The sequence below is a fragment of the Hymenobacter sp. H14-R3 genome, from assembly GCF_030063445.1.
In the GTDB taxonomy this organism is placed as follows: domain Bacteria; phylum Bacteroidota; class Bacteroidia; order Cytophagales; family Hymenobacteraceae; genus Hymenobacter.
The window spans coordinates 61875-73507 of record NZ_JASITD010000012.1 but is presented as its reverse complement, the minus strand read 5'-3'; the positions used below and the strand labels follow the sequence as shown (position 1 = coordinate 73507).

General features: G+C 58.9%; 9 protein-coding genes. 7 read left to right on the top strand and 2 right to left on the bottom strand.

What is annotated here, in order from left to right; translation table 11 throughout:
• Nucleotides 1–61: 61 nt before the first annotated feature.
• Both QMK33_RS12525 and aspA read left to right on the top strand, forming a co-directional pair.
• Nucleotides 62–1885: an alpha-amylase gene (locus QMK33_RS12525; RefSeq protein WP_283564932.1), complete on the top strand. Its 1824-nt coding sequence runs from the start codon at nucleotides 62–64 to the stop codon at nucleotides 1883–1885.
• Between the two features lie 151 nt (nucleotides 1886–2036).
• Nucleotides 2037–3446 carry an aspartate ammonia-lyase gene (gene aspA, locus QMK33_RS12520; RefSeq protein WP_283564931.1) on the top strand — a complete coding sequence of 470 codons (1410 nt, stop codon included), beginning with the start codon at nucleotides 2037–2039 and terminating at the stop codon, nucleotides 3444–3446.
• A 139-nt stretch (nucleotides 3447–3585) separates the two neighbouring features.
• Here the strand turns inward: aspA and QMK33_RS12515 are convergent, their stop codons facing one another.
• Nucleotides 3586–4158 carry a DUF3109 family protein gene (locus QMK33_RS12515; RefSeq protein WP_283564930.1) on the bottom strand — a complete coding sequence of 191 codons (573 nt, stop codon included), beginning with the start codon at nucleotides 4156–4158 and terminating at the stop codon, nucleotides 3586–3588.
• Nucleotides 4159–4377: 219 nt separating this feature from the next.
• Between QMK33_RS12515 and QMK33_RS12510 the strand changes: the two genes are divergently transcribed.
• From QMK33_RS12510 to QMK33_RS12490, 5 genes are all read left to right on the top strand, one after another.
• Complete coding sequence (locus QMK33_RS12510; protein ID WP_283564929.1) at nucleotides 4378–6624, top strand: ATP-dependent helicase; 2247 nt, start codon at nucleotides 4378–4380, stop codon at nucleotides 6622–6624.
• A 124-nt stretch (nucleotides 6625–6748) separates the two neighbouring features.
• A complete protein-coding gene (locus QMK33_RS12505; protein ID WP_283564928.1) occupies nucleotides 6749–7531 on the top strand; it encodes a DUF4290 domain-containing protein in 783 nt (260 codons plus the stop codon).
• 111 nt (nucleotides 7532–7642) lie between these two features.
• On the top strand, nucleotides 7643–8950 hold the full coding sequence (murA, locus tag QMK33_RS12500) for a UDP-N-acetylglucosamine 1-carboxyvinyltransferase (protein WP_283564927.1): 1308 nt from the start codon (nucleotides 7643–7645) through the stop codon (nucleotides 8948–8950).
• A 294-nt stretch (nucleotides 8951–9244) separates the two neighbouring features.
• A complete protein-coding gene (locus tag QMK33_RS12495; protein ID WP_283564926.1) occupies nucleotides 9245–9991 on the top strand; it encodes a DUF4349 domain-containing protein in 747 nt (248 codons plus the stop codon).
• A 268-nt stretch (nucleotides 9992–10259) separates the two neighbouring features.
• Nucleotides 10260–11213, top strand: a complete 954-nt coding sequence (locus QMK33_RS12490) for a DUF4349 domain-containing protein (RefSeq protein WP_283564925.1) — start codon at nucleotides 10260–10262, stop codon at nucleotides 11211–11213.
• Nucleotides 11214–11291: 78 nt separating this feature from the next.
• Here QMK33_RS12490 and QMK33_RS12485 read toward each other — a convergent pair whose 3' ends face one another.
• A complete protein-coding gene (locus tag QMK33_RS12485) occupies nucleotides 11292–11630 on the bottom strand; it encodes a phage holin family protein (protein WP_283564924.1) in 339 nt (112 codons plus the stop codon).
• Nucleotides 11631–11633: the final 3 nt, after the last annotated feature.

The following is an 11633-nucleotide window of genomic DNA, read 5'->3' as shown; positions in this document are numbered from 1 at the left end:
TGCCACCGGGCAGCTTGCCCGCCCGGCTTTTCTTTTCTCCCACCCAAACCAGTTTTATCCCATGTCTACTTTTCTTCGAAGCGCGAGCCGCGCTTCGCTGGTAGCGGCCGTTTTTCTGGCCTCCTGCGCCAAGGAAAACACCGCCCCTACTACCCCTGCGCTGGCTAGCCAAAGCACGAGCAGCAACGCCACGGCCGCAAACGGCGTGATGATGCAGGGCTTTTACTGGAATACGCCCGTCAGCAGCTCCGCCGGCACGTGGTGGCAGAACCTGGGCAGCAAAGCCGCCGAGCTGAGCGCGGCCGGCATCACGGCCATGTGGCTGCCGCCCGCCTACAAGGGCTCGGGCGCGCAGGATGTGGGCTACGGTGTGTACGACCGCTACGACCTGGGCGAGTTCAACCAGAAGGGCACCGTGGCTACGCGCTATGGCACGCTGGGCCAGCTGCAAAGCTGCGTATCGGCGCTACACGGCCAGGGCATGCAGGTGTATGAAGACATGGTAATGAACCACTTCACCTCGGCCGATGCGCAGGAGCAGTTTAACATCGGGGGCACCAACTACAACGTGTACACCAGCTTCACCTACCCCGGACGGGCCAATACCTACAGCAATTACCAGTGGCACTACGGCAACTTTACCGGTACTCAGCAGGCCCCCAACAACGGGTGGTACCAGTGGAAGAGCTGGGACTTTCAGCCCTACGCCAACGGCGATGCCTACGACAACCTGCTGGGCTCGGAAGTGCAGTACAATGGCAACACGGCCAACGTGAACGAGACTATAAACTGGGGTAACTGGATTACGACCAAGCTGGGCCTCGATGGCTACCGCCTCGACGCCACCAAGCACATGTACACGCCCTTCGTCAACCAGTGGCTCGATGCCGTGAAGGGCACCACGCGCTTCGCCGTGAGCGAGGCGTGGTTCCGCAACCTGAGCGACCTGAACAACTACGCTTCGGCCACGGGCGGGCGCACGAGCCTGTTTGACGTGCCGCTGCACTACACCTTTGCCGCCATGAGCAACGGCAATGGTTCGTGGGATATGCGCGGGCTGCAATTTGCGGGCTTCACGGAGGCCAACGGCGCGCTATCGGTTTCGTTCGTCGACAACCACGACACCGACCAGACGGGCGGCGCGCTCTTTTCGCCGGTTTCCAACCTCAAAATGCTGGCCTACAGCTACATTCTTACCCGTGAGAAGGGCTACCCCTGCGTGTTTTACCGCGACTACTACGAGTACGGCCTCGGCACCCAGCTCAAAACGCTCATCGGCATTCGCAAAGCGCACGCCTTCGGCACGGGTTACGAATACACCAGCGCCGACGACGCCGACGTGTATGCCTACTCGCGCGCCGGCGATGCCAGCCACACCGGCCTGCTTCAGCTGCTGAACGACGGCAGCAACGCCGCCAGCAAATCCATCACCACGCCCTTCAAAAACGCTACCCTCACCGACCTCACCGGTAACACCACCGGCACCGTTACCACCGACGCCAACGGCACCGGCACGTTCCGCGTCAATGCCCGCTCCTACGCCGTGTGGGTTCCCGGCGGCACCAGCACCACCCCGCCCGCCACCGGCACTGGCACCACGGCCGTAAAATTCACCATTAGCTACAGCAACACCGTGAGCGGTCAGAACCTGTATATCGTGGGCAGCACCGCCCAGCTCGGCTCCTGGAACACGGCCAACGCCATCCAGCTCAGCGGCGCGGCCTACCCCAACTGGACCGCAACCCTGAACCTCAGCAGCGGTACCAACGTGCTATACAAGTACTTCCGCAAGGATGGCGCCGGCAACATCCTCTGGGAAACCGACCCCAACAACTCGCTCACTCCCAGTGGCACCAGCCAGAGCGTGACCGACACCTGGCATTAGGAGGGTTAAGGAGGGTTAAATCAGGTAACCAAAGAACGTCATGCTTCGGCAAGCTCAGCATGACGTTCTTTGGTTACCGGCTGGCATTTTATTCATCGCTCAGCCAGCGTAAATCCTGCACCTTTGCGGCCCCAACCCTATTCCCTGCCCCATGACCCCAGCCACCCGCCTCGAACACGATTTCCTGGGCGAATTGCCCATTCCCAACGACGCTTACTACGGTATTCAAACCCTGCGGGCGCTCGATAATTTCCACATCACGGGCATTCCCATCAAGGTGGAGCCGCTGTTTGTGCAGGCGCTGGCCTTTGTTAAAAAAGGTGCGGCCCTAGCCAATAAGGAGCTCGGCGCGCTCGACCCCACCATTGCCGACTACATCGCCCAGGCCTGCGACCGCGTGGCCAGCGGCGAGTTTGATAATCAGTTTCTCACCGATATGATTCAGGGCGGGGCCGGCACCTCCGTCAACATGAATGCCAATGAGGTAATCGCCAACGTAGCCCTCGAAATGATGGGCCACCAGAAGGGCGAGTACCAGTACTGCCACCCCAACAACCACGTAAACTGCTCGCAGAGCACCAACGACGCCTACCCCACCGCCTTCCGCATTGCGCTCAATAACAAGCTGGCCGGCTACCGCGATACGCTTTCGCAGCTCGCCGACGCGTTTTTTACCAAGGGCCAGGAGTTTCAGAACGTGCTCAAAATGGGCCGCACCCAGCTCCAGGATGCCGTGCCCATGAGCATGGGCGACGAGTTCAACGCCTTCGCCACCAACCTGCGCGAAGAGCTGCTGCGCATCGACGACTCGCGCCGCCTCATTGCCGAAATCAACATGGGCGCCACCGCCATCGGCACCGGCATCAACGCGCCGTCGGGCTACGCGGGCCTCGTAACCCAGCACCTGCGCCAGATTACTGGCCTCGACCTGAGCCTAGCCGGCGACCTCATCGAGGCCACCTACGACACTGGGGCCTACGTGCAGCTCTCGGGCGTGCTCAAGCGCACCGCCGTGAAGCTCAGCAAGATATGCAACGACCTGCGCCTGCTGAGCAGCGGCCCGCGCTGCGGCATCAACGAAATCAACCTGCCCGCCTTGCAGCCCGGCAGCAGCATCATGCCCGGCAAAGTCAACCCCGTGGTACCCGAGGTGGTCAACCAAACGGCCTTTTACGTCATCGGCGCCGACCTCACCGTGACCATGGCCGCCGAAGCCGGCCAGCTGCAACTCAATGTAATGGAGCCGGTTATTTCGTTCGCGCTCTTCACCAGCATCTCCTACATGACCAACGCCTGCCGCACGCTGCGCGAGAAATGCGTGCTCGGCATTACCGCCAACGTCGAGCACGCCGCCAGCCTCGTCTACAACAGCATCGGTATCGTAACCCAGCTCAACCCCGTGCTCGGCTACGAAACCAGCGCCAGCATCGCCAAGGAAGCCTTGGCCACCGGCAAGTCCGTCCACGACATCGCCGTAATCGAGCGCGCCTTATTAACCCAGGAAAAGTGGGACGAGATTTTCACGTTTGAAAATCTGATTCGCCCGGTGTTTATCAAGTAGTTACGCCACTTAACAGTAACTAAGCCCGCCTGTCATGCTGAGCTTGCGAAGCATCCTGTCACGCCAGCGCAAATCGTTGAACGGTGATAAGGTGCTTCGCAAGCTCAGCATGACAGGCGGGCTTAGTTAGCTCCTAATATTACGCCGTCGTCGGAAACTCGATTTCCCGCGCCAGCTCCGCATACCACTCCGCGCCGTACTTGCGCTCCAGCGGCTCCTTCAAAAACTGATACACCGGCACGCCCAGCTTGGCCCCAAACGAGCAGGCCGGCGAGCAAATGTCCCAGCGGTCGTAGTTCAGCGCCTCAAAGCCCTCGTACTTCGTCACCCGAATCGGGTACAAGTGGCAGCTGATGGGCTTCTTAAACGTAGTCGCCCCCGCCAGGTACGCCTGCTCGATGCCGCACTTCAGGATGCCCAGCTCATCGTAAAGCGCGTAGGCGCACTCCCGGTCGTTGATGGTGGTGGTGCTGTAATCGTCCTCCCAGTCTTTGATGTAGAGGCCCTGCGCGGCAATTTCCTGCCGGCCGGCCTCGGTAAGGAAAGGGGCAATTTTGGGGTATTCGTTTTTCAGAATTTCCAGCTCTTCCAACTCCAGCGGCGCGCCGAGGTCGCCCTCCACGCAGCAGGCGCCCTTGCAGGCATCTAGGTTGCAGACGAAGAAGTTTTGGGCCACATCGTCGGAGATAACGGTATTTTGGATAACAATCATAACATGGGGCGAATTTATCGGCGATAGAAAACGGTTAGTAATGAGCGGGCGGGCGCATGCTTTGCCTAAAAACGGTAGCACAAAGATACCGCCCTGCCACCCGCCCAACTTATCTTTGTCAGCTAGCCGCCTGCGGCGCCCAGCGCCGTTTTAGCCGGGCGGCTCCCATTCCCCTTAAAAGCTAACAGCTAGCAGCTACTAGCTAACAGCTTCATTCCGATGGCTTTAGACTATCACGCTCTCCTCAACCCCTCGCAGGCTGCCGCCGTTCTCCAAACCGAAGGCCCCTGCATGATTATCGCCGGTGCCGGCTCGGGCAAAACGCGGGTGCTCACCTACCGCATCGCCCACTTGCTGGAGCAGGGCGTGGACCCCTTCAACATCCTGGCCCTCACCTTCACCAACAAGGCCGCCAAGGAAATGCGCGCGCGCATTGAGAAGGTGGTCGGCCCCAACGCCAAAAACCTGTGGATGGGCACCTTCCACTCCGTTTTTGCCAAAATCCTGCGCTCCGAGGCCGATAAAATCGGCTACCCGCGCTCGTTTACCATCTACGACACGCAGGATAGCAAAACCCTCCTCGGCCAGATTGTGAAGGAGTTGGAATTAGATGATAAGCTCTACAAAACCAGCACGGTGCTCGGGCGCATCTCGGCCGCCAAAAACAAGCTCGTTTCGGTGGCGCAGTACCTCAACGACCCCGTTATCAAGCAGGACGATGAGGCCGCCATGCGCCCTAAAATCGGGGTGATTTATCAGCAGTACGCCGCCCGCTGCTTCAAGGCTGGCGCCATGGATTTCGACGACCTGCTGTTCCAAACCAACGTCCTGTTTCGCGACCACGCCGACGTGCTGAATAAATATCAGAACAAATTCCGGTTTGTGATGGTGGACGAGTACCAAGACACTAACTATTCGCAGTATTTAATTACCCGCAAGCTGGCGGCCAAGGAGCGGAATATCTGCGTAGTAGGCGACGATGCGCAGAGTATCTACGCCTTTCGCGGCGCGGATATTACCAATATTCTGAATTTCGAAAAAGACTATCCTGAGCTTAACGTATTTAAACTAGAGCAGAATTATCGCTCTACTAAAAATATCGTGTGGGCGGCCAATTCGGTTATTAAAAACAACCAGGCGCAGCTGCGCAAAGACGTTTTTTCGGACAACGAGGAAGGCAATTTAATTGAGGTACTTAAAGCCGCTTCCGACAACGAGGAAGGCAAATTAGTGGCCCAATCCATTTACGAGGACAAGATGAACCAGCATCTATCCTACGATAATTTCGCCATTCTCTACCGCACCAACGCCCAGAGCCGGGCGATGGAAGAAGCGCTGCGCAAACTAAATATTCGCTACAAAATAGTGGGTGGCCTGAGCTTTTACCAGCGCAAGGAAATCAAGGACTTAGTGGCCTATTTGCGCCTCACGGTGAACCCCAACGACGAGCAGGCACTGCGCCGGGTAATTAATTACCCGAAGCGCGGTATTGGCGATACCACCATCAGCAAATTAATTAATTCGGCCGAGGAAGCCAACCACACGCTGTGGGAAGTGGTGAGCAACGCCGAGCAGTTTTTGCCGGCGCGGGTATCGAACCCGGTCGTGGGTTTTTCCGAAAAAATAAAGAGCTATACCGCCGTAGCCGCCAAGGAAGACGCCTTTGAAGCGGCCAAATTCATTGCCAAAAACTCGGGTATGATTGAGGAGCTCTACGCCGATAAAACCATTGAGGGCTTGTCACGCTACGAGAACATTCAGGAGCTGCTCAACGGCATTAAAGAATACGTGGATGACCACGAGCGCGAAGACAAGTCGCTGGGCGCGTTTCTGCAAGACATTGCTCTCGTCACGGACTCCGACCTGAAAGACGCCGCCCAGGAAGGCGAGGCCGTGACGATGATGACTATCCACTCGGCTAAGGGTCTGGAATTCAGGAATGTATACATCGTGGGCATGGAGGAAAACCTCTTCCCCAGCCAGATGATGATAACCTCGCGCGCCGACCTGGAAGAGGAGCGTCGCCTGTTTTACGTGGCCATCACGCGGGCCGAAAAGAAGCTCACGCTCAGCTACGCCACCTCGCGCTACCAGTGGGGCAACCTGCGCAGCTGCGAGAAGAGCCGCTTCCTGGATGAAATTGACCCCCAGTACCTTAACGTGAAGTTTGCCGCCGGCCCGGCGGTGGGCGAGTCGCCGTTTCAGCACGTGTTTGAGCGCCGTTCGAACCTGGTGGCGGCCCCGCCCCGCAAGACGGTAGCAACCAAGTACGTGGCCCCGGCCGATTTCCAACCCTCCGACACGAGTAACTTGCAGACCGGCCAGCGCGTTGAGCACGCCAAGTTTGGTTTCGGCCAGGTAGCCAGCCTCGAAAAGCAGAACGGCACCGTGAAAGCCGTCATCCAGTTTGAGGAAGTAGGCGAGAAAACGCTGCTGCTGAGCTTCGCTAAACTGCGCGTGCTGTAAAGCTTTTGCACCGAGTTTAAAGATGAGTTGAAATTGAGTTTCACCGAGTTTTATTACTTAACTCTTTGAAATTCAATTTTAACTCATCTTTAAACTCGGTGCAAAATAATCTCTTAGAAATTAAATGCAAGAAATACCCATCCAACTGCCCTTCCACCAGCAACTGCTGGTGCGCGAATACGGGCAAAGCACCTACCAGCTCATCCTAGGCCTGGCCCAGATTGAAGACGTGGCCGAGCGCACGCGCCGCGCCGCGGGCATTGTGCAGCTCATGCTGCGCCTGCGCCCCAGCCTGCGCGACCAGCCCGACATTCAGACGCGCCTCTGGAACCACCTGCACGCGCTGGCCGGCCCCGACGTGGCCCTGGATGCGCCCGTGACGCTGTCGCCGCCGCGCCTGCACCTCGAAAAGCCTAAGCGCCTCGAATACCCACGCCAGGGCCCCAAGCTCAAGGCCTACGGCCGCGGTATTGAAGCTCTCATTACCAAGGTGCTGACTATCGAAGATGCCGCCGAGCGCGAGCAGGCTACCGTGCAGATTGGGCGCACTATGAAGTTCCTCTATCGCCAGCACAACAAGGAGAACGCCAAGGATGTAACCATAATCCGGCATCTGGGCGAGCTTTCGGGCGGGCAGCTGAAGCTGGACGCGCAAGCCGTGGCCGACCAGGGCTTGTTTGAGCTCGCGGCGCTGCCGGCTACCACTACCGCCGCTGGCCAGCCGGCGCGCACTATCAGCAGCGGCCAGGCAGGAGCCAACCGCTTCGAAAACCGCGAAAACCGTGAGCGCCGCCCCGACCGGCCCGAGGGCAGCGCTAGCAGTACCGGTAGCGGCAACAGCAACAAAAAGCGGGACAAAAAGCGGGGCAAGAAATTTCGCTCCGAGCCCCAGCAGCCGCCGCAGTAGCTCAGGTAAGCTGTTAGCTGGCAGCCGTTAGCTGTTGGCCTTTTCAAGTGTAGTATACTATTAACCAAGAAGCTAATAGCTAACGGCTATCAGCTAATAGCTAAAAAAAGAATGGCTGCTTTTGAAGTACGTGGGGGAAATAAGTTGCAAGGCGAGATAATCCCGCAAGGAGCTAAAAATGAAGCGCTTCAGATTTTGTGCGCGGTGCTGCTCAGCCCCGACCCCATCACCATCAGCAACGTGCCCAATATCCGGGATGTCAACAAGCTCATCGAGCTGCTGCGCGACCTGGGGGTGAAAGTAGGTCAGCTGGCCCCCGATACCTACATTTTCCAGGCCGAGAATGTGCGCCTCGACTACCTCGACACGCCCGAGTTTGTGGCCCAGGCCCGCGAACTGCGCGGCTCCGTGATGATACTGGGCCCGCTGCTAGCCCGCTATGGCCGCGCCCAGCTGCCCAAGCCTGGCGGTGATAAAATCGGCCGCCGCCCGCTCGACACCCACTTCGTGGGCCTCGAAAAGCTGGGTGCTCATCTCACCATGGAAGGCCCTGATTTTTACCGCCTTACCGTGCCCACCGGCAAGCTGCAAGGCGCGCCTATGCTACTCGACGAAGCCAGCGTAACCGGCACCGCCAACATTCTCATGGCCGCCGTGCTGGCCGAAGGCACCACCAGCATCTACAACGCCGCCTGCGAGCCCTACTTGCAGCAGCTTTGCCGCATGCTAGCGCGCATGGGCGCTAACATCCAGGGCATTGGCTCCAACCTGCTCACCATTGAGGGCGTGGCCAGCCTGGGCGGCACCGAGCACCGCATGCTGCCCGACATGATTGAAATCGGCTCCTTTATTGGCCTGGCGGCCATGACGGGCTCCGAAATCACTATCAAGGACTGCCAGATTCCCGAGCTAGGCATCATCCCCGACACGTTCCGCAAGCTGGGCATTCAGCTGGAGTTTCGCGGCGACGACATCTACGTACCGGCCCAGGACCACTACGAGCTGAGTACCTACCTCGACGGCTCCATCCTGACCGTGAGCGACCACACCTGGCCGGGCTTCACACCCGATTTGCTGAGCATTATCCTCGTGGTGGCCACCCAGGCCAAGGGCACCGTGCTCATTCATCAGAAGATGTTCGAGTCGCGCCTGTTTTTCGTGGATAAGCTCATCGATATGGGCGCGCAAATCATTCTCTGCGACCCGCACCGTGCTACCGTTATCGGCCTCGACAAGCGCGCCGCCCTGCGCGGCATCACCATGTCGTCGCCCGATATCCGGGCCGGCGTGGCCCTGCTCATCGCCGCGCTCAGCGCCGAGGGCAAGAGTACCATTCTCAACGTGGAGCAGATTGACCGCGGCTACCAAAACATCGACGAGCGGCTGAACGCCCTGGGAGCCGATATTCGTCGAGTATAATTTTTATTACGTAACTTTTTGATTCACAGTAAGTTACGTAATAAAATTTTTCAGATTTGAAAAGCCTGGTCTTCCAAAGACCAGGCTTTTTATTTGCCCGATGGGTTACCCGCTTCATGAAGTTGAATAAAGAGGCAGCTGCGCCGCTGAGTTTTCCCATCTTCAGCTTTCCCCCTCCACTTTTTGATGAAACGCTTGATTTATCCCGTCCTCTTCGGACTGGGGCTGGCTGGGTGCAGCCAAGCCAAAACGGAAATGGCGGAAGCAACGGCTACCGAAACAGCTGCTAACCAATTGATTATATCCGAATCGGCACCTCGCCAGGCGGAAGCTACCGCCACTGCCCGCACATCAGCCGCCCCCACTGCTCCCACCGCAGCCCCCAACGTGGTGTATCAGGGCGAACTGGACTTGGCCGTGGATGACTTCGAGCAGGCCTCGGATAATATTGACCGCCTGCTGCTCCGCCACAAGTCGTACCTGAGCACAGCGCACGAAACGCGGGTTGATGGCCAGCACCGCCAGGAAATGACGCTCAAGGTGCTGCCCACCGAGTTTGCGGCCCTAGTGGCGGACCTCGGCAAGCTCGGACGCATCGAAAACAAGGACATTTCCTCGGCCGATGTAACGGCCGATATGCTGCAAGCCGCCGCTAGCGTAGCCACCCAGCAGGCCAACGAGGCCAAGTACCAGCAGCTCCTGGCCCAAACCACCAGCCCGGCCGAGGTGCGCCGCCTCGAAGAGCAAGCCCGCCAGCTGCGGCTAACCCTGGCGGCCGACCAGTCTCGCTTACAACAGTTTAGCGCCCGCAGCACCTGGGCTACCCTCACGCTCCGCTACTTTCAGGTGCTGCCCGAAACTACGCCGTCCGTGGTAGCACCCGTTTTTGCGCCGCAATTTCTGGCGGCATTTTACCACGGCTGGTCCTTTTTACTGAGCGTGCTGGTAGTGCTCACCAACCTGTGGCCCCTGCTGCTGCTGGGCGGCCTGGGCGCCGGGGCAATAAGGTGGTGGCGGCTGCGCCACCCGGTTCAGGGCTGAGCTATCGGCTTTCCAAGGCCAGGACTTGCGCAAGCAGACAGGTGAAGTGAGATTAGCACCTCCTTGCTTGCAGCTCATTGATAGTCAACATAATCTTGGCTTAAAAGCCTTCCTCACCGCTTGCGGGGCCGCAACGTGGGCTGACTACTGCGGCCGGCGTGTGCATAATCTGCCAGCGTGGCATCTGGTAGCTTGAAGCGGCCCACATACTGCCTTACCTGGCTGCTGACGCCAGCAATCCTTTTTACATCAACTCGCTGAATTGCTTATGAACTATTTACTTGGAGTACTCCTCAGCCTGATGTTGCTCAGCCAAACTGGCTGCGGGCAAAAGCGGCAGACCGGCGAGCCTAGCGCGACGGAACTCGTCAACAGTGACGTGCTCCCTGAAGGGCAGGAGAGTGAGCAGACAGTGGCTGATAAAGAAGTATCGGAGGCGGTTGGGGCTTCCAAGGCAATCGAAGTGGCTGGCAATTCTGCCCCGCCGCCGCCCCTGGCGGCGCCCGCCGCTACCTCGGGCGCCACTCCCGCGCCCACGCGCCTGCTCATCTACCACGCCGATATCCGGCTCAGAACCACTAGCCTGGCCCGCGCCACCGCGCGCCTCGATAGCTTGGTGCGGCGCAGCAGCGGCTACCTAAGCGCTTCCTCCGAAACCCACGCCGATGGCGAATGGCGTCAGGAAACGACCATTCGGGTGCCGCCCCGGCAGTTTCAAACGCTGTTGAGCGGCTTGGCGGGCCTGGGCACCGTGGAGGAAAAGAAGTTGAGCACCGACGACGTAACGGCCGAGCACGCCGACGTGGCCGCCCGCCTGCAAGCCAAGCGGGCCGTAGAGCGCCAGTATACGGCCCTGCTCGGCAGAGCGCAGAAAATCAAGGACATCCTCGACATTGAAGAGAAACTGGGCGAAGTACGCGAGACGATTGAAGCTACCGAAAGCCGCCTCAAAACCCTGAATGACGAGGTGGCCTACGCCACTATTACGCTCACGCTCTACCAGCCCGTAACCCAGACCATGCCCGACGCCCCTATCTTATCGCTGGGCAGCCGCGCGGCGGAGGCATTTTATGATGGCTGGCAGCTGCTGATTTCGCTGCTGCTGGGCGTGCTCAACCTGTGGCCGCTGGTGCTGGGCGTAGGCATGGCCGGCTGGTGGCTGTGGCGGCGGCGCCAAGCCAAGCGGCAGCCGGCCCCACCCACGCCTACCGCAGCCGCCTAACGCAAACTGCCCCGTCGAACAGCAAGTGTTCAACGGGGCAGTTTGCGTTGGGATAAACCCGCTGGCGGCGAGGCACCGCTAGTCGATTACCATATCGACTACGGTGGTCACCAGCGACAGCGCCAAGCTGAAAATCAGCGCGCTAATGAAGCCGGTTACCGAGAAGCTGGCCATCAGAAAATCAGCCAATTTAACGATTATCACGTTGATAATCAGCAAGAAAATACCCAGCGTCAGCACCGTAACAGGAAAGCCGATTATCTTCAGTATCGGCTTCACGGTGGCGTTGAGCAGGCCCATCACGATGACCAGGATGGCGGCACTCCCTACGCCGTCGAGGCGCACATTGGGCAGCACGTTGGCGAGGCCGTAGGTGAGCACGGCCGTCAGAATGAATTTAATGAGAAGCTTACCCATATC